This is a genomic window from Xanthomonas sp. AM6, from assembly GCF_025665335.1.
Taxonomy (GTDB): domain Bacteria; phylum Pseudomonadota; class Gammaproteobacteria; order Xanthomonadales; family Xanthomonadaceae; genus Xanthomonas_A.
Map to the genome: position 1 here is coordinate 1,469,219 of NZ_CP106869.1, position 21,333 is coordinate 1,490,551.

General features: G+C 69.5%; 17 protein-coding genes and 1 riboswitch. Of the genes, 8 read left to right on the forward strand and 9 right to left on the reverse strand.

Annotation, left to right across the window (positions count from 1 at the left end; all coding sequences use genetic code 11):
- Positions 1-97: 97 nt before the first annotated feature.
- Both OCJ37_RS06030 and OCJ37_RS06035 read left to right on the forward strand, forming a co-directional pair.
- Positions 98-709, forward strand: a complete 612-nt coding sequence (locus OCJ37_RS06030; protein ID WP_263112775.1) for a TetR/AcrR family transcriptional regulator — start codon at positions 98-100, stop codon at positions 707-709.
- On the forward strand, positions 709-2,001 hold the full coding sequence (locus OCJ37_RS06035; protein ID WP_263112776.1) for an aspartyl/asparaginyl beta-hydroxylase domain-containing protein: 1,293 nt from the start codon (positions 709-711) through the stop codon (positions 1,999-2,001). Before OCJ37_RS06030 ends, OCJ37_RS06035 begins: the two co-directional genes overlap by 1 nt.
- Before the next feature lie 45 nt (positions 2,002-2,046).
- Here OCJ37_RS06035 and OCJ37_RS06040 read toward each other — a convergent pair whose 3' ends face one another.
- The 5 genes from OCJ37_RS06040 to OCJ37_RS06060 all read right to left on the reverse strand — a co-directional run bounded on the left by OCJ37_RS06040 (position 2,047) and on the right by OCJ37_RS06060 (position 9,547).
- Positions 2,047-2,613: a 2OG-Fe(II) oxygenase gene (locus OCJ37_RS06040; RefSeq protein WP_263112777.1), complete on the reverse strand. Its 567-nt coding sequence runs from the start codon at positions 2,611-2,613 to the stop codon at positions 2,047-2,049.
- Positions 2,610-4,454, reverse strand: coding sequence for a tetratricopeptide repeat-containing sulfotransferase family protein (locus tag OCJ37_RS06045; RefSeq protein WP_263112778.1), 1,845 nt, complete (start codon positions 4,452-4,454; stop codon positions 2,610-2,612). The genes OCJ37_RS06040 and OCJ37_RS06045 overlap by 4 nt, the downstream gene beginning before the upstream one ends.
- A 78-nt stretch (positions 4,455-4,532) precedes the next feature.
- On the reverse strand, positions 4,533-7,412 hold the full coding sequence (locus OCJ37_RS06050) for a TonB-dependent receptor domain-containing protein (protein WP_263112779.1): 2,880 nt from the start codon (positions 7,410-7,412) through the stop codon (positions 4,533-4,535).
- A 244-nt stretch (positions 7,413-7,656) separates the two neighbouring features.
- Positions 7,657-8,514 (reverse strand): XOO1806 family protein, encoded by an 858-nt coding sequence (locus tag OCJ37_RS06055; protein ID WP_263112780.1) that lies wholly within the window; start codon positions 8,512-8,514, stop codon positions 7,657-7,659.
- A 118-nt stretch (positions 8,515-8,632) separates the two neighbouring features.
- Entirely contained in the window at positions 8,633-9,547 is a 915-nt protein-coding gene (locus OCJ37_RS06060; protein WP_263112781.1) for an Hsp33 family molecular chaperone HslO, read from the reverse strand.
- 63 nt (positions 9,548-9,610) lie between these two features.
- Between OCJ37_RS06060 and mtgA the strand changes: the two genes are divergently transcribed.
- The 3 genes from mtgA (at position 9,611) to OCJ37_RS06075 (ending at position 11,956) form a co-directional block, all read left to right on the forward strand.
- On the forward strand, positions 9,611-10,348 hold the full coding sequence (gene mtgA, locus OCJ37_RS06065) for a monofunctional biosynthetic peptidoglycan transglycosylase (protein WP_263113601.1): 738 nt from the start codon (positions 9,611-9,613) through the stop codon (positions 10,346-10,348).
- Positions 10,349-10,545: 197 nt separating this feature from the next.
- Positions 10,546-11,568: a glycosyltransferase family 2 protein gene (locus tag OCJ37_RS06070; RefSeq protein ID WP_263112782.1), complete on the forward strand. Its 1,023-nt coding sequence runs from the start codon at positions 10,546-10,548 to the stop codon at positions 11,566-11,568.
- Positions 11,528-11,956: a CBS domain-containing protein gene (locus OCJ37_RS06075; RefSeq protein WP_263112783.1), complete on the forward strand. Its 429-nt coding sequence runs from the start codon at positions 11,528-11,530 to the stop codon at positions 11,954-11,956. Before OCJ37_RS06070 ends, OCJ37_RS06075 begins: the two co-directional genes overlap by 41 nt.
- Before the next feature lie 159 nt (positions 11,957-12,115).
- Here the strand turns inward: OCJ37_RS06075 and OCJ37_RS06080 are convergent, their stop codons facing one another.
- From OCJ37_RS06080 to OCJ37_RS06095, 4 genes are all read right to left on the reverse strand, one after another.
- Positions 12,116-14,095: an AsmA family protein gene (locus OCJ37_RS06080; protein WP_263112784.1), complete on the reverse strand. Its 1,980-nt coding sequence runs from the start codon at positions 14,093-14,095 to the stop codon at positions 12,116-12,118.
- Positions 14,096-14,145: 50 nt separating this feature from the next.
- Positions 14,146-14,790 carry a PAQR family membrane homeostasis protein TrhA gene (locus tag OCJ37_RS06085; RefSeq protein ID WP_263113602.1) on the reverse strand — a complete coding sequence of 215 codons (645 nt, stop codon included), beginning with the start codon at positions 14,788-14,790 and terminating at the stop codon, positions 14,146-14,148.
- Between the two features lie 144 nt (positions 14,791-14,934).
- Positions 14,935-16,539 (reverse strand): peptide chain release factor 3, encoded by a 1,605-nt coding sequence (locus tag OCJ37_RS06090; RefSeq protein WP_263112785.1) that lies wholly within the window; start codon positions 16,537-16,539, stop codon positions 14,935-14,937.
- A 46-nt stretch (positions 16,540-16,585) separates the two neighbouring features.
- The gene (locus tag OCJ37_RS06095; protein WP_263112786.1) at positions 16,586-17,620 is read right to left on the reverse strand and encodes a M23 family metallopeptidase; all 1,035 of its coding nucleotides are present in this window, start codon (positions 17,618-17,620) and stop codon (positions 16,586-16,588) included.
- Positions 17,621-17,753: 133 nt separating this feature from the next.
- Positions 17,754-17,872, forward strand: a riboswitch (SAM riboswitch).
- Between the two features lie 70 nt (positions 17,873-17,942).
- Here OCJ37_RS06095 and OCJ37_RS06100 point away from each other — a divergent pair.
- The 3 genes from OCJ37_RS06100 to OCJ37_RS06110 are packed head-to-tail and all read left to right on the forward strand — an operon-like array spanning position 17,943 to position 21,294.
- Positions 17,943-18,992: a homoserine O-succinyltransferase MetX gene (locus tag OCJ37_RS06100; protein WP_263112787.1), complete on the forward strand. Its 1,050-nt coding sequence runs from the start codon at positions 17,943-17,945 to the stop codon at positions 18,990-18,992.
- Entirely contained in the window at positions 18,989-20,206 is a 1,218-nt protein-coding gene (locus OCJ37_RS06105) for an O-succinylhomoserine (thiol)-lyase (protein ID WP_263112788.1), read from the forward strand. Before OCJ37_RS06100 ends, OCJ37_RS06105 begins: the two co-directional genes overlap by 4 nt.
- A 20-nt stretch (positions 20,207-20,226) precedes the next feature.
- Complete coding sequence (locus OCJ37_RS06110; RefSeq protein ID WP_263113603.1) at positions 20,227-21,294, forward strand: homoserine dehydrogenase family protein; 1,068 nt, start codon at positions 20,227-20,229, stop codon at positions 21,292-21,294.
- Positions 21,295-21,333: the final 39 nt, after the last annotated feature.

The window sequence follows — 21,333 nt, forward strand, 5'->3', positions numbered from 1 at the left end:
CAGTATGGAAAAGAAAAGCCAATGCCAGCGGGCATTTGCGCCCGATTCATGGAGCCCACGTACTGCAATCGACGGCCCCGTATGGTTAAATCGACGGATGACCAATGCCTCCGCGCCTTCCTCCGACGATGCCGCCGCTCCAGGCGGCGGCCGCAACAACCGACTCAGCGCCGAGGACTGGGCGCAGGCCGCGCTGGACCTGATCGCCGAACAAGGCGTCAACGCGGTGGCGGTGGAGCCGCTGGCACGCCGCCTGGGCGTCACCAAGGGCAGCTTCTACTGGCATTTCCCTTCGCGCGATGCGCTGCTGCAGGCGGCGCTGGAGCGTTGGGAACTGGTCGAGCAGCAACAGGTGTTCGGCAGCCTGGAAGAAGTGCCGGATCCGCGCACCCGCCTGCGCGCGCTGTTCCAGCTGGTCGCGCACGAGGTCAAGCCGCACATCATCTACAGCGAGTTGCTGAAGGCGCTGGACCATCCGGCGGTGCGCCCGGTCATCGACCGGGTCTCGCAGCGGCGCATGGAATACCTGATCGCCTCGTTCCGCCAGGCCGGGCTCAGCCGCACCGACGCCCAGCACCGCGCGCGGCTGGCCTATGCCGCCTATGTCGGCTTCCTGCAGCTGTCGCTGCAGTTGCACCAGCCCAAGCAGGCGCGCGAGGAATTCGAGGCCTACGTCGAACACGTCATCGTGACCCTGATCCCGGGCTGATGTTCCAGGAACTGACGCGCGCGAGCATGCACGAGCAGGTGCGCCGGCACCTCGCCCAGGGCGACTATCGGCGCGCCGATGCGTTGTGCGAACAGGTGCTGGCCACCGCGCCGGACGACGTGACGCTGCGCCGCATGCACGCGGCGCTGTTGACCGAAAGCGGCCAGCTCGCGCGCGCGGCCCAGGCCTGGAGCCTGGTGGCCGCCGCCGAACCGACCCTGGAGGCGTGGAGCCGGCTCGGCGTGTGCCTGGCCCACCTGGGCGAGCATGCGCAGGCGCTGCCGGCGTTCGAGCAGGCCCTGCAGCTCGCGGCGGACGCGTTCCTGGTGCGCCTGTGCTACGCCGAGAGCCTGGATGCGCTGGGGCGTGGCGACGATGCCTTGCCGATGTACTTCGCCGCGGTGCACGCGGCGCAGGCCAAGGGCCGCTGGCTCGACCAGCACAGCACCGCGCCGGAGCTGCGGCCGCGGGTACTCGCGGCGATGGCGCGGATCGACCAGGGCCGGCACGCCTTGTTCGCCGCCGCGGTGCAGCCGCTGGTCGACCGTTTCGGCGAAGCGGCGCTGCGCCGGGTGACGGCGGCGCTGCGCATCTACCTGGGATTGCAGCCGCGTCCGGCCGACGATGGCCAGCGCCCGACCTTTCTCTATGTGCCCGATCTGGATCCTTCGCCGTATCTGCGGGCCGAGCGCTTTCCCTGGTATGCGCGGCTGCAGGGCGCCACCGAGGGCATCTGCAACGAGGTGCGGCAGGTCCTGGCCTCGCGCCAGGCGGTGCAGCCGTTCCTGGATTTCAGCAACGGCGCCACGCCGCAGGACTATCTCAGCGCCAGGCAGGGCGACGGCGCCTGGGATGCCTACTTCTTCTATCGGCACGGCGTGGCGCATGCCGAAAACCTGCAGCGTTGCCCGGTCACCGCGGCGGCGCTGGCGCACGTGCCGCTGACCCGGATCGACCTGCATGCGCCGGAGGTGCTGTTCTCGATCCTGGCGCCCGGCACCACGATCAAGCCGCACTACGGCGTCAGCAACTCGCGCGTGGTCACGCACCTGCCGCTGATCGTGCCGCCGGACTGCGCGCTGGAGGTGGCCGGCATCGCCCACGCCTGGCAGGTCGGGCGACTGGTCACCTTCAACGATACCTGCCTGCACCAGGCGTGGAACCACAGCGACCAGGTGCGGGTGGTGATGATCCTGGATACCTGGCATCCGGACCTGGAAGAGGCCGAGACGCTGGCGCTGCGGCAACTGGTCGAGACCATCGGCGCGTTCAACCTGCGCGCGGGCCTGTAGCCGCAGGCCGCGTTGGCGCGGCCGGGCCGGCGCGCGGCGCGATGCTCAGCGCTTGAACATCAGGTAGGTGGACAGGATGTACTTGTCGTTGGAGACCGGTGGGTTGCCGACGTGCTGGTACATCCAGTACGGCGGGAACATCAGCAGCCTGCCGGTGCGCGGCACGGTTTCCACGTCCAGGTCGCAGAAGCGCGTGGTGCCGCCCTCGGCCACGTCGTTGAGGTACCACAGGAACACCAGGTAGCGCTCGGACACCTCGTCGATCGAATCGAAGTGCGGCTGGAAGCGGTCGCCGCCGCCGACCTGGTACTTCTTCAGGATCAGCCGGTCGATGGTCGGGCGGTACGGGATCGACAGGGTCAGCCCCAGCTCCTGGTTGTAGCGCGCCAGGTAGTGCTCGATCTTGTCCAGGAAGAATCCCAGGAACGCCGGGTCGGCGAGCCTGCCGACATCCAGTTCGGTCCAGTTGCTGTCGCCCAGCACCGCGCGGCTGTTGCTGCCGTTGCGCTGGTGATGCGCGCGCGAGGCCTCGAAGCCGTCGATCAGCTGGCGGCAGAACGCCTCGGGCAGCGCGTCGTCGTAGCTGCGGATGTAGTCGCTGAGCGCTTTCATGGCGCAGGCATCTCCAGGTCGTAGCCCCAGTGCGCGGCCACCGGTTGCAGGATCGGCAGCGCGCCGCCCAGCCACGGCGCGTACGCATGCCAGCGGTCCACCGCGCGCCGGTTCACCGGCTCCACCACCTGCGAATAGCTGGGCGTGCTGATGTAGCCCTTGCGCGCGGCATGCTGGCTGAAGCCGGCCAGGAATTCGGGTTGCGCGATGCCCAGGAAGCCGCCGATGCGCTGCACCTGTGCCGGGAAATCGGCCACCGTCTCCTCGTACTTGAGGACCAGCAGGTCCGGCTGCAGCAGCGCCTGGTGGTGGATCCAGAAGCGCATCGCGTTGACGTAGCTCTTGGCCAGCCGCTCCAGGCTGGAACACAGCACCATGAACGCCGGGGAGCGGAAGTTCTGCATGTAGCAGCTCAGCAGCACGTCGCAGGGATGGCGCAGGGCCAGGATGATCCTGGCGTTCGGGAACAGGCGCATGATCATCGGCAGGCGCAGCATGTTGAGCGGATTCTTGTCGACCAGCTGCTGGCCCGGCGCCAGCGCGATGACCTTGGCGATCTCCGACCAATACACCTGGCGCATCGCCTCGACCTGCGCCTCGTCCAGTTCGCCGAGATCGTAGGGATAGCGCTTGCCCTGCGCCTCCATCCACTCGATGCAGCGCTGCAGGATGGCGCGCTCGTCCATCGATGCGTAGCCCGGATGGGCATCGAGCATCTGTTCGAGCATGGTGGTGCCCGAGCGTGGGAAACCGACGATGAACACCGGCGAGGCGTCGCTGCCGGGCGCGGTGTCGCGCGCCTCCGCATAGCGCGCCTGCGCGGCGTCCAGCCACAGGCTCGAAACCTTCAGCGGTTCTTCGTTGGAGTGCGCGATCTCCGGCACGGTCTCGGCCGCGAGCTTGAAATGGATCGCATGCGCCTTCTCCAGCATGGCCATCGCGGCGGCGGGATGGCGTTGCTTGTCCTCGATGCCGGCCAGTGCGAAATAGGCGTTTGCCTGGGCCTGGATCTGCGGCTGCAGCGCGAGCAGGTTCTCGGCGGCGCCGCGTGCGGCCGCGTAGTCCTTGCGCCGCAAGGCCAGCGAAGTTTCCAGCTGCAGCACATCGACGCGCGTCTGCCGGTCGTGCTGCTGCGGCGTCGATGCCGCTTGCGCGAGCAAGGCTTCGGCCTGCTCGACGCGATTGGTGCGCTCGTAGAGTTGGGCCAGGCGGATGAGATTGGACAGCGACGGGCTTTGCCCCGGCCGGTTCTGCGACAGCAGCGCCTCGGCTTCATCGGTGCGGCCGACCTGGATCAATGCGGTCGCCAGTTCCTCGCGCAGGTTGTCCGGAAGCTGCGGCCAGATCGCCGGTGGCGGCAGCAATGCCGCCGCGCGCTGCGCGTCGCCGCACTCGAAGCAGGCGATGGAGGCATAGATGCGACCCTCGGCCTGGGCAGGATCCAGGTCCACGGCATCCAGGAAGCGGTGGCGGGCACGGGCGATGTCGCCCTTGTCCAGCAGCAGCAGGCCGTAATCGACCAGGTAGTGGTAGGTGTGCGGCGCCAGCGAAAGCGCCTGCTGATAGGCGTGCTCGGCCGGAGCATGTTCGCCGAGCGTGCGCAAGGTCAGGCCGAGGTTGGCCCAATGTGCGGATTCGTGCGGCTGCAGTTCCGTCAGCCTCCGGTAGATGGCGGCGGCGCCAGCTGTGTCGCCGGCGTGCTGCAGCGACATCGCCAGCAATGTGTTCCAGGAGGGATCGCCGGGATCGCCGGCAAGCGCCTGATGGCAGAGAGCGGCGGCCGCCGCAGCCTGTCCCTGGTCGATCAGGTGAATCGCGTACTGCAGTTGCAGAGAGTTCATTCGGGTCTGCCAAATAAAAAGGGCCGCGCGAATCGTTCGCGCGGCCCCGTCTTCAAACAAAGAGCGTCGTTGCCGTGCTCAGAAGTTCATGCTGTAGCGAGCCCACAGGTAGCGGCCCACGGTGTCGAAGCTGTTGACGTCCGTGTTCGCGTTGAGCACGTTGTTCTGATACAGCATGGGCGGCTGCTTGTCGAACACGTTGTCCAGGCCGACTTCCACCTTCGAATTGAACCACGGCAGCGCGTAGCTCGCACTGACGTTGTGCACGAAGTAGGAACCGTAGCTGCTCACGACGCCGCAGAACTGAGGAGCGCTGATCGGATTGCAGCCAGCGTCCGAGTTCGCGATGTCGAACGGACCGATATAGCGCACTCGCCAGCTTGCGCCCAGATCTCCCTTCTGCCAGTTGACGAACAGGCGGCCACGAATGCGCGAATAGAGACCATAACTATTGTTATAGGTGCCCGCAACATGCGTGATGGGGTTGGTGGGGCTTGCCGGATTGGTGTTGTTGTCGTAGCGCGCGATGTAGGTGCCGTCCAGGCCGAAGGTGTAGCTGCCCCACGCGGTATCCGGCAGGCGGTAACGCAGCGCCAAATCCCAGCCCTTGGTGTCGAGGCGGCCCAGGTTGACGATCGGCTCGCGGATGAAATTGACTTGACCGTCCGAGAAGCGGTTGATGAAGCCGCAGAACGGGCTGCTGCCGTCTTCGTAGCAGATTTCGGTCACGGTCTGTGCGTCGGCACGATTGATCGTGTCGTTCAGATACAGGCGCCAGTAGTCCAGGCTGACCGAGAAGCCGGGCAGCCACTCCGGGTCGTACACCACACCCCAGTCGAACGACTTGCCCTGTTCGGGCTTCAGTTCAAAGCCGGCCGCGACCGAACCGGACCATACGCCATTGGTCTGCGAGTTCGCAGCCGGAGCGATACCGGTGGCCGGAATCGCAGTCGCGCCCGTTGGAGCACCGCACGCCGCCTCGTGGTCACGCGGGGCACCGGCGGCACCGTATCCGAGGCAGGGGTCGTTCAACTGTGGGGCATCGCCGGAGGCGCCGCTATACAGGTTGTCGATGGTCGGGGCGCGGAACACCTCGGCGACCGTACCGCGCAGCAGCAGGTTCTCGATCGGGCGCCATTCCAGCTGGACCTTGCTGTTGGTGGTGTTGCCGAAGGTGTTGTAGTCGGAATAGCGCGACCCCAGGGTCACCGCCAGCAGGTGCGCGAACGGGACTTCCGACAGCAGCGGGATGTACAGTTCGCCGTAGAGTTCCTTGACGTTGTACTTGCCGCTCAGCGGAGTGCCGCAGGCTTCCTGCGAGATGAAGCAGTTGCCGTCCGGATCGGCGATGGCGATGTAGTCGACCGAGTTCTTCTGGTACTCCTCGCGCCAGGAGACGCCCACCGCCAGCTGCGCGGCGCCGGCCGGCAGCGTGAACAGCTCGCCGTTGGCGTTGGCTTCGAAGCTGCGCATCTGGTACGTGGTGGAGTAGGTCGGACGCGCTTCGTAATCTTCCAGGGTGGAGATCGTCTGCGGATCGTTGATGTTGAAGATGTTGAGCGGGGTGCAGCCGGTGATCACGCTGCCGGGGCTGCCGCACTTGACCACGCCATCGGTGTCCTGGAACGACGGGCCCAGCGCGTCGCGCAGGCCGGCGTAGTACACGTAGCCGTAGCTGGTGTTCTCGCGGGTGTAGTGGCCGTAGTTCATCGCCACGTCCCATTTCCAGGACGTGTCGCCGACGAAGCCTTCCAGGCCGGCGACGACCTGGTCGGTGACGGTGCTGTAGTACGAACGGCGCTGGCCCAGCGAGGTGAAGCGGGTCAGGAACTGGTCGTAGGTGTTGCCGGCGACGTCGGCGCCAAAGTTGACGCCGAACGGGTTGTAGAAGTTGTCGGCGGAGATGACCACCTTGTCGCTGCGGGCGTCGAACGGCAGCGCGGCGATCGCGAAGTTCGAACTGGTCTTGTTGTGGTAGACCTGGGCGAACGCGTTGATGCTGTCGGTGATCTGGTAGTTGGCCAGGAAGAACGCGTTGGTGCGCTCCTGCGGCGTCATGATCAGGTTGGTGGCCTGATAGTTGAACGAGTCGCGCGCACCGGAGTAGCAGCGGTAGTCGGCCTGCGACGCGCCGCTGGCGCCGGGGATCAGGGTGACGGAGCCGCAACCGTACTGCGCGGCCAGGTTGGCCGGCATGGTGATGCGGCCGCCCGGCGTACGGCTGGACCCGAGGATGGTCACGTAGCCGCTGTACAGGTAGGTGGCGTCCTTGGAGTACTTGCGGTCGGCCGAGGAGATGCCGTCGAACTTGTTGTAGTTCAGGCCCGCCATGATGTTGCCGCGATCGCCGACCTGACCGAAGGTCACCGAGCCGCCATTGCGTGCGCCGTCGCTCAGGTGGGTCGCCTGGCCGTAGTCGACGCTGACCGACAGGCCTTCGAAGTCCTTGCGCAGGATGAAGTTGACCACGCCGGCGACGGCGTCGGAGCCGTACACCGCCGAGGCGCCGCTGGTCAGCACTTCGATGCGCTCCACCGCGGTGGCGGGGATCGAGTTGACGTCGTTGTTGGCGACGCGGCGGCCGTTGACCAGCAGCAGCGTGCGCTCGTCGCCCAGGCCGCGCAGGTCGACCGAGGACTTGCCGTCGCCGCCGCCGTTGTTGACCGCCGGGGTGGACGGCGCGCCGGACATCGCCGGCAGCTCCTGCACCAGGTCGCCCAGGGTCAGCTTGCCGGTCTGCTCGATCGCCGCGCGATCGATCACCACCACCGGGCTGGCGGTCTCGGTCTCGACGCGGGCAACGCGCGAACCGGTGACCTGGATCGTATCCAGGGTCTTGGAGGGGTCGCTGGAAGTGCTGTCCTGGGCAACCGCCGTGCCCGTTCCGAGCAGGGCGGTGGTGCCAGCGGCGAGCGCGAACGTGATGGCGTCGCGCAGGCGGTGGGTCTTGCAATTCATTGGCTCTCTCTCCGAATGAGGTGTGATGCGACTGAAGGTTCTCCAGCGGTGGCGACGAAGGGCGACACCAAAATCCGCAGGGTGAACCGATAGTAACTGCCTCTTCAGGGAAATTAAAGAGTTGTTAATAAGATCAGAGAAAGTGTGGTGGGATTCACGTTATTGAGAGGGCCGGGAACGAAAAAAGGCCCCTTCGCAGGGGCCTTTTGATCGAAAAACCGCTTTCGGAACAAGACGTTGGATTTTACAAGTCCTGTTCGTAGCGCACGTAAGGAATGGTGCCTTCCTCGGTGCTGATGTTGTTCGGGGCGAACGGATTCTTGCCGCGGGTGATCACGTTCTCGGCGCCGACGGTCAGCTGGCCGCTCCACGGGGTGCGCCAGGTCAGGCCCACGCCGAGACCGGACCATTTGCCGGGCTGGCCGGGCGCATCGACGACGCGGCCGATGACGTTGGCGCTGAACGAGCCGTAGCCGCCGCCGATGCTCAGGCTCTTGCTGTCCCACTGGTCGACCAGCGCCTGCGAGGCGTCGGCGATCGGCACCAGGCGGGCGCGGGCATAGGTGCCGCCGATCGAGACGAAGCCTTCGCGGCCGATGTTCTGCTGCGCGAACACGGTCAGGTCGTTCTGCTCCATGCGCAGCGCCGGGGTCTTGGTGGCCCCGGCCAGCCACGCCGGCATGTTCTCGCGGCCGGTGCCGGCCGACAGCGATACGCGCCCGCCGGGACGATTGAAGGTGGTGGTCGCGGCGATGTGGTGGCCGCCGGCATCGCCGTCGTCGTCGCCCAGGCTGGCGAGCATGCAGTGGCTGGCCAGGCCGCTGATGCTGCTGCCGCTGGCGCTGTTGCACAGCAGGCCCAGCGAGTCGCCGGAAGACAGGCCGAAGGCGGCGTCGAGCGAATTGCGGCCGAAGTGCCAGCGTGCGCCGGCCGCCTGTTCGCCGGTCGGCTCCAGGTACAGCAGGGCCTCGACCTTGCCGCTGCCCTTGTTCCAGACCGGCAGGACGGTGCGGTCGCCGGCGGGCTTGCTTTGCGCGTGCGCGCCCGTGGCCGCCGCAAGGGCGATCAACAGGGCTAGTGGCAGGCGCAATAGGGCTCGCATCGGCGGTCTATGACTCTCGCGCAGGAACTAAAGTTCCCGCCGGGGCAGGGTGGATGATGCTAGTGGGTTTATGTTTCTTTAACAAGCCAGACTCCCCGTCCCAAAGCTCGTTCCCCGACTATTGCAAGCGCTCTGGCGGCGCCGGTTCAGCCGGGGTTACAGCGAACAATACGCCGAATTCCGTCAAGGGGAAGTCATAGTGCCGGCCGCAGAACTCGCAGCGGATCTCGACCTGGCCGGTCGCCTCGGCGGCGGCGCGGGCTTCCTCCTCGCCCAGCGAGCGCAGCATGGCCGCCACCCGCTCGCGCGAGCAGGAGCAGCCGAAGCGCAGCGGCTTGGTGCCGAGCAGCTGCGCCGCTTCCTCGTGGAACAGCCGGTGCAGCAGGGTCTGCGCCGGCAGCGCCAGCAGTTCGGATTCGTCTACGGTATCGAACAGGGCGCCGGCGCGGTTCCAGCCGTCCTCGTCGCCGGCGTCGCCGGGCAGCTTCTGCAGCAGCAGGCCGGCCGCCCGGTCGCCGTCGGCGGCCAGGATCAGTCGGGTGGGCAGCTGTTCGGACTGGCGGAAATAGTCCTCGAAGGCCTCGCCCAGCTCGGCCGCCGACAGCGCCACCAGGCTCTGGTAGCGCTGCGGTTCGCGCGGGTCCAGGCCGGGATTCTCGATGGTGATCGCCAGCAGCGCGGCGTCGCCGAGCGCGCGCAGGTCGCGCGGGGCATCGCTGCCCTCGGTCAGCTGGACGATGCCGCGCAGGGTGCCGGCCGCGGTGCATTCGGCGAACAGGGTGCGCAGCGCGCCCTGGCTGCGCAGCTGCACCGACAGGCGGCCGTCGACCTTGGTGTGGCCGGTGAACAGCGCCGCGGCCACGCAGGCCTCGCCCAGCAGCTCGGTCGCCGCGGCGGGATAGCTGGCCGGCGCGAGGATCTCGCGCCAGGCCGACTCCAGGCGCACGTGCACGCCGCGCACGCCGGCGCCGGGCAGCAGGAAGCGGGTCAGGTGATCGTGCTCGGAAGAACTCATCGCGGCCTCGCTGCGCATGGGAAGATGGCGACCGCAGGATAGTGGGTCATCTCGGTGGACAAAGTCGAAGAACGCATAGCAATGGGGGCGACGCGGGGCGTTGCAAGTGGCGCGGCCGTGCCGCGGCGGCGGCGCTGGTTGCGCTGGCTGTTGATGGCGCCGCTGCTGTTCGTGTTGGCGAGTACGTCGCAGGTGCTGGCGCTGCGCTTCGTCGACCCGCCGTTCTCGGCGATGATGCTCGAGCGCCAGCTCGGCGCCTGGGGCGAGGGCGACTGGGCGTTCCGCGTCGCCTACGACTGGCGCGACAGCGCGCAGATCGCCTCCAGCCTGCCGATCTCGCTGGTGGCCGCCGAAGACCAGCGCTTTCCCAGCCACCACGGCTTCGACCTGCAGGCGATCGAGAAGGCGCGCGACCACAACGCGCGCGGCGGCCGCCTGCGCGGCGCCAGCACGATCAGCCAGCAGGTGGCCAAGAACCTGTTCCTGTGGCAGGGCCGCAGTTGGCTGCGCAAGGGCCTGGAGGCCTGGTACACGGTACTGATCGAGGCGCTGTGGCCGAAGCGGCGGATCCTGGAGGTCTACGCCAACGTCGCCGAGTTCGGCGACGGGGTCTACGGCGTGCAGGCCGCGGCGCGCAGCTTCTGGGGCAAGGACGCCGCGCAGCTGAGTCCGGCGCAGAGCGCGCTGCTGGCGGCGGTGTTGCCGGCGCCGCAACGCTACAACGCCGCGCGGCCAGGCCCCTACGTGCAGCGCCGCGCCAGCTGGATCCAGCGGCAGGCGCGGCAGCTGGGCGGACCCGCCTACCTGCAGGCGCCGTAGCCGAGACCGCAGCTCTAGCCCCTCTCGCATCGGGAGAGGAGTTGGGGCGAGGGTGCGGCCGTCCACGCAGAGTTCGGCGGCGGGCGTACCCTCATCCGCCCCTTCGGGGCACCTTCGCCCGAGGGGAGAAGGAGAGGCACTGGTCCCGTCCGGTGCTGGCGCTGGTGAACGTGCGGGCCGCTCCGTACCATCCATGCATGGATTCCGAGCGCCTCACCGTCGTCGTCACCGCCTTCAACGAGGCGCAGACCCTGCCGCTGCTGCATCCGCGCATCCTCGCCGCGCTCGATGGCCTGGACGGCGTGGAGGGGCGGGTGCTGTACGTGGACGACGGCAGCCGCGATGCGACCTGGGAGGTGATCCTGGCGCTGGCCGCGGCCGATCCGCGGGTCGGCGCGCTGCGCCTGTCGCGCAATTTCGGCAAGGAGCTGGCGCTGACCGCGGGCCTGGATTTCGTCGAGCAGGGCGCGGCGATGCTGCTGGATGCCGACGGCCAGGATCCGCCGGAGCTGATCGCGCAGTTCGTCGCGCATTGGCGCGCCGGCTACGACGACATCTACGGCACCCGCATCGCGCGCGAGGGCGAGAGCTTGCTCAAGCGCGGCACCGCGTCGCTGTTCTACCGGGTGATCGGGCGCCTGTCGAAGACGCCGATCCCGGCCGACACCGGCGATTTCCGCCTGCTGTCGCCGCGCGCGCTGGCGGCGCTGGGGCAGTTGCGCGAACGCCACCGGTTCATGAAGGGCCTGTTCGGCTGGGTCGGCTTCCGCCAGTTGGCGCTGCCGTACCGGCGCGCGCCGCGCCTGGCTGGGCGCAGCAAGTTCGGCCTGTGGCGGCTGTGGAACTTCGCGCTGGAGGGCATCACCAGCTTCTCCACCGCGCCGCTGCGCGCGGCGACCTATCTGGGCCTGGCGACCGCGGTGGGCGCGTTCCTGTTCGCGGCGTGGATCGTGGTCAAGGCGGCGCTGTGGGGCGATCCGGTCGCCGGCTGGCCGACGATGATGACGGCGATCCTGTTCCTGGGCGGCGCGCAGCTGATCGCGCTGGGCCTGATCGGCGAATACCTGGGCCGGCTGTACGAGGAATCCAAGCAGCGCCCGCTGTATCTGGTCGACACCTGGCGCGCACCGGCCGGAGGAGTATCCTCGGCCGTGCGATCCAGCGAACCGGGAGGCAGTGATGCGTACGGTGCGACAGTTGTTGGGCGACAAGGGCGGTGAGATCCACGCGGTCTCGCCGGATGCGGCGGTGATCGATGCGCTGCGGCTGATGGCCGACAAGGGCATCGGCGCGGTCCTGGTGATGCAGGACGGGCGCCTGGCCGGGATCCTCTCCGAGCGCGACTATGCGCGCAAGGTGGTGCTGCAGGATCGCTCGTCGGCGACCACGCCGGTGCGCGACATCATGAGCGCGAAGGTCTACACGGTGGACCCGTCGCAGAGCGTGCAGCAGTGCATGGAGCTGATGACCGGCCAGCGCATCCGCCATCTGCCGGTGGTGCAGGCCGGCGCGGTGGTCGGGGTGATCTCGATCGGCGACCTGGTCAAGGCAGTGATCGAGGAGCAGCAGCAGGAACTCGATCAGCTGCAGCGCTACATCACCAGTTAGCGCGGGATTCGAGTTGGACGAGCTGCGTACACCCACCAGTCCGGGGCGATGTGCCGCTGCGGCACGCGCGCCGGCGGCACCTGGGATTGGGGATTCGGAAAATCAAAGGCGCATCAGTCCGCTTTTGCGAATCCCCAATCCCAAATCCCCAATCCCGGCTCACTTGGCATAGCTGCCGCCGCAGTCGCTGTCCTTGCCCGGGCCGGTTTCCAGCGTCGCCAGCAGGGCGGCCGGCGGGGCGATGCTGCCCAGCGCCAGGGCGATCGCGCCGCGCATGCCCAGGGCCTTGAAGTCGGGGCGGAAGCTCGGGTCCTTGAAGGTGCCGCCGACGCGCAGCGGCGAGCGCAGCGACAGGATGCTGCGGTCCTTCGGACGCGCCTTCAGCAGCAGGTCCAGTTTCTCCTGGTCCAGGTCGATGGTGCCGCTGCCGACGATCAGCGTGTCGGTGCTGTCGAAGGCCAGCGCGCGCGTGTCCATCACCCCGTCCCTGACCGCGAAATCGCCGAATGCGCAGCGCACCGGGATCTCGCGGTCCTTGGTGATCAGGAACTTCAGCGACTCGGCGATGTCCAGCCCGGCCAGTTCCATGATCAGGTTGCTGATGTGGCCCTTGCCCATGCCGATGGCCACGCTGCCGTCGGAAGTGCCGAGCATCTGCGCGATCGAGTTGCCGGTGCCGGCCAGCGCGATCTCGCCGCCGATCGCGCCGGAGGCTTCCTTGGCCAGTTGCCCGTCCGGGAACAGCTTGCCCAGCTGCATGCCGCGCACCGAGATCTGCGCGCGGGTGGCGATGGTCGGCTTGCGCGCGTCCATGCGGATGTCCGAGCGGATGTTGCCGCCGGCCACGCCGAAATTGAGCGGTTGCAGCAGCAGGACGCCGTCGTTGAGCTTCAGGTGCGCGTCCATGTCGTCCAGCGGCAGCTTTTGCGCGTTGATCCGCTGCGCCTTCCAGCGCACGTCGGCGTCCATCGAGCGCAGCTTGCCGAGGTTGTACGGGGTGGAGGGCAGCACCTTGGTATCGGCTGCGAGCTTGGCGGCCTGTTCCTTCTGCTGCTCGTTGGCGGTCTCGCCGGCGCCGGTGCGCGGCGGCGCGCCGACGAAGCCGGCCAGGTCGTCGAAGTCCAGGCGCCGCGAGCGCAGGTCCGCGCGCAGGAACGGGCGCTGCCCGGCGGTGTCGATCTGCACGTCGCCGGCCAGGTCGCTGTCGCCGGCGCGGCCGCTGAAATCCTCGTAGCGCCAGATTTCGCCGTTGCGCTTGAGCCGGCCGTCGAGCTGGTAGGGCGGCGTGGACGGAATGGCGATGCCGAGCAGCGGGTACAGGTGCGCCATGTCCGCGCCGGCCAGGTTCAGCTGCAGGTCGAACACGCGCAACTGGAACGGATTGGTCAAGGTGCCGCGCATGTGCGCGCGGGTGCTGCCGGCGCTGCCGCGCAGGTCGATCTTGAACGGATGATCGCTTTCGCTCAGTTCCAGCGGCGAGGCGGTACTGCCCTTGAGCGTGAACGGATTGCCGCGCCAGCGGCCGTCGCCGGCGACCGCGATCGGCGGTGCGGCATCGCCGCGGCGGCGCTGCGAGGTCAGGCTGTCGACGCTGACGTCGATGTCGGTGCGGCCGGGGACGTCCTGGAACTTGAGCCGTCCCTGCTGCACCAGCAGGCGCCCGAGCACCACCTGGGTGCCGCCGTCGTTGCTGCCGAAACTCCAGTTGCCCGGCCGCCCGTCCGGCCCGGTTTCCAGCAGCAGGTTCGGCTGCGTCAGGCGGATCTCCGGGACGCGCACCTTGCCGCGCAGCAGCGGCCACAGCGCCAGGTCGATCTCGGCGCGTTGCGCGCTGGCCATCTGCGGTTGCTTGGACCAGTCGGCGTTGGCGAAGCGCAGGCCATCGCCGCGGATCGTGGTGGTGCCACCGAGGTCGACGTCGAGGTCGCCGTCGATGTGGAATTCGCGGCCGGTCTTGGCCTGCACCGCGCGCTCGACCGGGCCCTTGAACCAGTTCCAGTCGAAGATCAGGATGACGATCAGCAGCACCAGCACCAGCGCGCCGAGCACGAACGGCCAGCGCCGCAGGCGGCCGTCGGGACGGCGCCAGGGCCAGGAGCGGTGCCGGCCTCGTGCCGCGGGAGTGGGTTCGCGATCCATCGCGCCATACTAGGCGCCGGCCGTGCAGGCGACGCGAAAGTCCGCCGCGCTCAGAGCACTTGCGCGGTCACCGCGACGAAGTGGCAGACGCTGCCGGCGAGCACGAACAGGTGCCAGATCGCATGGAAGTAGCGCACCGTGTCGCGCTGGTAGAAGTAGGTGCCCAGCGTGTAGAACAGGCCGCCGGCCAGCAGCCAGCACAGGGTCGGGACGTCGACCGAATGCAGCAGCGGCTCGATCGCGACCACGATCAGCCAGCCCATGGCCAGGTAGAGGATGGTCGACAGCAGGCGGAAGCGGCCGGTGAAGAACAGCTTGAAGATCACCCCGGCCAGGGCGATGGTCCAGATCGCCGCGAACAGGCCCCAGCCCCACGGGCCGCGCAGGCCGATCAGGGTGAACGGCGTGTAGGTGCCGGCGATCAGCACGTAGATCGCGCAGTGGTCCAGTACCTGCAGCCGTGCCTTGGCGCCGGGATGCGGGATGGCGTGGTACAGCGTGGAGGCGGTGTACAGCAGCAGCAAGGCGACCCCGAACACGATCGCGCCGGCCAGTTGCCAGCCGTCGCCGTAGATCGCGGCCAGGGTGATCAGCACCGAACTGCCGGCCAGCGCGGCGACCGCGCCCAGGCCGTGGGTCAGGGCGCTGGCGAGTTCGTCGCGCCAGTCGGTAGAAGGTGGCGCGTCTGCGTGGATGAGCGAGGACGGCTGATCGGCTTCCATGGCCGGAAACGGTACCGCACTTGCGAGCGATTCGCATCCGTTGCGCCGCAGCACGTGGCGCGCGGTTCACGCCCGCGCGCCGTGCGGCGTCAGCCCAGGGAATTCAGTGCGGCCTGATCAGTCCAGCGCCACGCTGTGCGCATGCTCGCGGGTCGCGGCGAAGCGCACGTCCGGCGCGCGTTCCTGCGCCAGCTGCAGGTTGACCCGGGTCGGCGCCAGGTAGACCAGTTCGCCGGCCGCGTCGATGCCCAGGTTCATCGCGTTCTTCTCGCGGAACTCCTCCAGCTTCTTCGGGTTGTCGCAATGCACCCAGCGCGCGGTGACCACGCCGACCGGCTCGAAGCTGGCGTCCACGCCGTATTCGTCCTTGAGCCGGTAGGCGACCACGTCGAACTGCAGGGTGCCGACCGCGCCCAGGATCAGGTCGTTGCTCATCAGCGGGCGGAAGAACTGGGTGGCGCCTTCCTCCGACAGCTGCGCCAGGCCCTTCTGCAACTGCTTGAGCTTGAGCGGGTCGCGCAGCCGCGCGCGGCGGAACAGCTCGGGGGCGAAGTTGGGGATGCCGGTGAACGACAGCGCCTCGCCCTCGGTGAAGGTGTCGCCGATGGAGATGGTGCCGTGGTTGTGGATGCCGATCACGTCGCCCGGGTAGGCCTCGGCGGCGATCTCGCGGTCGCTGGCCATGAAGGTCAGCGCGTTGGCCAGCTTCACTTCCTTGCCGGTGCGCACGTGCAGGGTCTTCATGCCGGCGCTGAAACGGCCCGAGCAGATGCGCATGAAGGCGACGCGGTCGCGATGCTGCGGGTCCATGTTGGCCTGGATCTTGAATACGAAGCCGGTCAGCTTCTCCTCGGTCGCGTGCACCTCGCGGCCGGTGGTGGCGTGCGGCTGCGGCGCCGGCGCGTGCTCGGCGAAGAAGTCCAGCAGCGGCTGCACGCCGAAGTTGTTGACGCCCGAGCCGAAGAACACCGGGGTCTGCCTGCCGGCGCGGTAGGCGTCCAGGTCGAACGGATGGCTGGCGCCCTGCACCAGTTCCAGTTCGTCGCGCAGTTCGGCCAGCATCTGCTCGCCGATGCGCTCGGCTAGGCCGGGCGCGTCCAGCGACGGGAAGATGGTCGAGTCCTGGCGGGTGAAGTTGCGGCCCTGCTCGTACAGGTGCACTTCGCCGCTGATCAGGTGCACCACGCCCTTCAGGCGCTGGCCCATGCCGATCGGCCAGGTCACCGGCGCGCACTGGATGCCGAGCACGGTCTCCACTTCGTCGAGCAGGTCGATCGGGTCCTTGCCCTCGCGGTCGAGCTTGTTGATGAAGGTCATGATCGGCGTGTCGCGCAGCCGGCACACCTCCATCAGCTTGATGGTGCGTTCCTCCACGCCCTTGGCCACGTCGATCACCATCAGCGCCGAGTCCACCGCGGTCAGCACGCGGTAGGTGTCCTCGCCGAAGTCGGCGTGGCCGGGGGTGTCGAGCAGGTTGATGATCTTGCCCTCGTACGGGAACTGCATCACCGAGGAGGTCACCGAGATGCCGCGCTCCTTCTCCAGCGCCATCCAGTCGGAGGTGGCGTGGCGCGCGGCCTTGCGGCCCTTGACCGAGCCGGCCATCTGGATCGCGCCGCCGAACAGCAGCAGCTTTTCGGTCAGCGTGGTCTTGCCGGCGTCGGGGTGGGAAATGATGGCGAAGGTGCGGCGGCGCGCAGCTTCCTGGGCAACATCGGACATGGCAACGGCGCCCACTGGGCGATCACGGCAACAGGGAAGGGCGGAATTATAGCGCCGCGGCGCCGGCCACGGGTTGCACGGGGTCCGTGGCCCCGGCGCTGCGCGGCAGCTTGAGTTCGCCGAGCGCACCGGCCATGCGGAACGGGATCGACTCCAGGCGCATGCCGCGGTTGACCTGCACGGCGAAGTGCAGGTGCGGCGCGGTGCTCAGGCCGGTGTTGCCGGACAGCGCCAGGCGTTGCCCGGCGGCCACGCGCTGGCCCGGCTGCACCGCCACGCCCTGCGGCGCCAGGTGCGCGTACAGCGCCATGCTGCCGTCGGCGTGCAGGACGCGCACGAAATTGGCGCGGCCGCCGAAGGTCTCGCGGTCCAGCCCGGCCTCGGCGAAGCCCGCTTCCACCTGCATCACCGTGCCGGCGCGCGCGGCCAGCACCGGCGTGCCTTCGGCCAGGGCGAAATCCAGCGCGTCGTGGTTCTGTGCGTCGTGGTGGCTGAAGCGGCCGCCCGCGCCCTGGTCCACGCGCACCGGGACATCGGCGAACGGCAGCCGGTACAGGGCGTCCTGCGGCCTGGCGGCCGGATCGCCGGGCACGGCCTCCAGCACCAGGTCGAGCGGGGCGGCGTAGCGCGGGTCGCTGGCGTACAGCCGCGACAGCAGCGCGCTGCCGCGGGCCGGCAGGACCGCGCGCAGCGGCAGCGCCGGCACCGCGGCGACGTTGTCGGCGCGGCGGTAGCGCAACTGCACCTGCACGGGGCCGTCCAGGCGGTTGTCGGCCCAGGCCTGCTGGCGCGCCGGCTGGCCTTCCAGGCGCAGCCGCGCCAAGGCCATCTGCGTTGGCGGGTGCGCCTGCGGCGCCTGTTCCGGTATCGCGTCGCGCTGCGGATCGGCGGCGTGGTCGCCGTAGTGGGCGATGCCGTCGGCGTCCCGCCACGCATACAGGGTGGCCGCATCCAGGCAGGCCGCCGTGGCCAGCAGCGGCCAGGCGGCCAGCAGCAGACGGTACGGCACGGCGCGGCGGGGATGCCGCAGCGCGGCGGCGCGGGCGGGGGCGGTGGCGGTGGCCGGGCACTGGCCGGGCATCTGAACTCCTGGCGCGGCGCGGGGGATCGCCGTGGCAGCGCGGAGTATGCGGCAGCGGCGGCCGCGGCTTCCTTATATCGCTCCATCCGAATAAAGAGATTTGACATTGCCGGAAAACGCTGGCATCGTGGCTCCACCATCGAGACCGGCGGAGGGACAGGCCCTTTGATGCCGGGGCAGCCAGCGGACGCGCAAGCGGACGTGTAGGTGCCAAATCCTGCGGGGACCACCGCGTCCGCCGAAAGATGGTTCGATCCGTGCCTTCCGCACGTCGAACGCGAGCTCCGCGAAGCTCGATGGCCGTTCCTCCCCGGATATCGCCATGAGCCTCGTGAATACGCCCAACCGTCCCCTTGCCGTGAATGCGCCGCTCGACCGCCACGCCGCCGACGTGGCGCCGGCCGCCGATGGCCTGCTCGCGCTGCGCGGCGAAGCCGCGGTGGCGCTGCCGCTGCGCCATGCCGGCGTGCAGCTGCTGCGGCTGCGCTACGAACTCACCGGCCCGGCCCACGCGCCGGTGGTGTTCGTCGCCGGCGGCATTTCCGCGCACCGCCATCTGGCCGCCAACGCCAGCTTCCCCGAGAAGGGCTGGGCCGAGGGCCTGGTCGCCGCCGGGCGCGCGCTGGACCCGAGCCAGCGGCGGCTGCTGGCGTTCGATTTCGTCGGCGCCGACGGCAGCCTGGACGCGCCGATCGACAGCGCCGACCAGGCCGATGCGATCGCCGCGCTGCTGGACGCGCTGGGCATCGCGCAGCTGCATGGCTTCGTCGGCTATTCCTACGGCGCGCTGGTCGGCCTGCAGCTGGCGGTGCGGCATCCGCAGCGGCTGCACAGGCTGGTCGCGGTCAGCGGCGCGCACCGCGCGCATCCGTACGCGGCGGCGTGGCGCGCGCTGCAGCGCCGTGCGGTGGCGCTGGGCCAGTTGCAGTGCGCCGAGAGCCACGGGCTGTCGCTGGCGCGTCAGTTCGCGATGCTCAGCTACCGCACCCCGGAAGAATTCGGCGAGCGCTTCGATGCGCCGCCGGAAGTGATCAACGGCCGCGTCCGCGTCGCCGCCGAGGACTACCTGGATGCCGCCGGCGCGCAGTACGTGGCGCGCACCCAGGTCAACGCCTACCTGCGCCTGTCCGAGTCCATCGACCTGCACCGCATCGACCCGGCCGCCGTCGCCGTGCCCACCGTGGTGGTCGCGGTCGAAGGCGATCGCCTGGTGCCGCTGGCCGACCTGGTCACCCTGGTCGAAGGGCTGGGCCCGCGCGGCAGCCTGCGCGTGCTGCGCTCGCCGTACGGCCACGACGCCTTCCTGAAAGAAACCGACCGCATCGACGCGATCCTCGCCACCGCCCTGCGCCCCACCGGAGCTACCGCATGAGCACTGCCCACGACAACGATCTGCCCTGCAGCGCCGCCACCGCCGCGGTGCGCGCCGGCATCGACCGCGACACCGCCTACGGCGCGGTGACCCCGCCGATCGTGCTGTCGTCGAACTTCAGCTTCGACGGCTTCGGCAACAAGCGCCAGTACGACTACACCCGCAGCGGCAACCCGACCCGCGACCTGCTCGGCGAGGCGCTGGCGGAGCTGGAAGGCGGCGCCGGCGGCGTGATCACCGCCACCGGCATGGGCGCGATCAACCTGGTGCTCAACGCGCTGCTGCAGCCCGGCGACAAGCTGGTGGTGCCGCACGACGCCTACGGCGGCAGCTGGCGCCTGTTCAACGCGCTGGCCAGGAAGGGCCACTTCGACCTGATCACCGCCGACCTGACCGATCCGCGCTCGCTGGCCGAGGCGCTGGCGCAGTCGCCGAAGCTGGTGCTGATCGAGACCCCGTCCAACCCGCTGCTGCGCATCACCGACCTGCGCTTCGTCATCGATGCCGCGCACAAGGCCGGCGCGCTGGCGGTGGTCGACAACACCTTCCTGTCGCCGGCGCTGCAGAAGCCGATCGCCTTCGGTGCCGACCTGGTCATCCACTCCACCACCAAGTACGTCAATGGCCACAGCGACGTGGTCGGCGGTGCGGTGATCGCCGCCGATGCCGAGCTGCACCAGCAACTGGTGTGGTGGGCGAACGCGCTGGGCCTGACCGGTTCGCCGTTCGATGCGTTCCTGACCCTGCGCGGGCTGCGCACGCTGGACGCGCGGCTGCGCGTGCACCAGGAGAACGCGCAGGCGGTGGTGGCGCTGCTGGACGGGCATGCGGCGGTCAGCCAGGTCTACTACCCGGGCCTGGCCACGCATCCGGGGCATGCGGTCGCGGCACGGCAGCAGCAGGGCTTCGGCGCGATGATCAGCTTCGAGCTGGCCGGCGGCGAGGCCGAGGTGCGCGCCTTCGTCGACGGCCTGCGCTATTTCACCCTGGCCGAATCGCTGGGCGGCGTGGAGAGTCTGGTGGCGCATCCGGCGTCGATGACGCATGCGGCGATGACCGCCGAGGCGCGCGCCAGTGCCGGCATCGGCGACGGCCTGCTGCGCCTGTCGGTGGGCATCGAGTCCAGCGAAGACTTGATCGCCGACCTGCAGGCCGGTCTGCTGCGTGCGCAGCAGGCCGGCGAGGCGCTGGCGCGCAAACGGGTGGACGCGTGAGCCGTCTCGCCGACGACGCACTGGCGCCACAGCGGCACGCCGTCTCGGCGCCGCATGCGCCGCGGCTGGCCTTGCTCGGCACCGGCACCGTCGGCCGCGCCTTCGTCGCGCGTTACCAGGCCTTGCGGCAGCGGCGCGCGGGCCTGCCGGCCTTCGCCTGGCTGGCCAATTCGCGCACGCGCCAGGCGTGCCTGCCCGATGCCGCCGCGCAGGCGCTGGACGCGGCCAACGCCGCCCCGCGCGGCGCGCAGGCGCAGGCCCTTGCGCTGGACGACCTGCGCCGTGGCGACGTGCTGGTCGACGCCACGGCCAGCGACGCCGTCGCGCAGCGGCATGCGCAGTGGCTGGCGCGCGGCGTGCACGTGGTCACCGCGAACAAGCTCGGGCGCGGCGCGGCGCTGGAGCGCGCGCAGCAGATCGAGGCGGCGCGGCACGCCGGCGCCACCCACTACGGCGACAGCGCCACGGTCGGCGCCGGCCTGCCGCTGCTGAGCAGCCTGCGCGCGCTGGTCGCCGGCGGCGACCACATCCACGTGGTGGAGGGCGTGCTGTCGGGCTCGCTGGCGTGGCTGTTGCACCGCTACGACGGCACCCGCGCGTTTTCCGACTGCGTGCGCGAGGCCGCGGCGGCCGGCTATACCGAGCCGGATCCGCGCGAGGACCTGTCCGGCGAGGACGTGCGCCGCAAGCTGCTGATCCTGGCGCGCGCCGCCGGGCTGCCGCTGCGCGCGGACCAGGTGCAGGTGGAGTCGCTGCTGCCGGCGGCACTGGCCGCGGCGGCGCCGGCCGCGGTGGACGCGGCGCTGTCGGCGCTGGATGCGCCGCTGGCCGCGCGCCTGGCGCAGGCGCGCGCGAACGGCGCCTGCCTGCGCTTCGTCGGCCGGTTCGACGCCGACGGGGCGTCGGTGGCGTTGCGCGAGCTGCCGCTGGACCATCCGCTGGCCAGCGGTGCCGGCACCGACAACCGCGTCGCCCTGCACAGCGACCGCTATCTGCGCCAGCCGTTGCTGATCCAGGGCCCGGGCGCCGGCGCCGAAGTGACCGCCGCGGCGTTGCTGGACGACGTGCTGCGCATCGCCGCCGACTGAGCGGCCGCTCCGCGACGGCGCTCGCCCCCGTATCGGGAC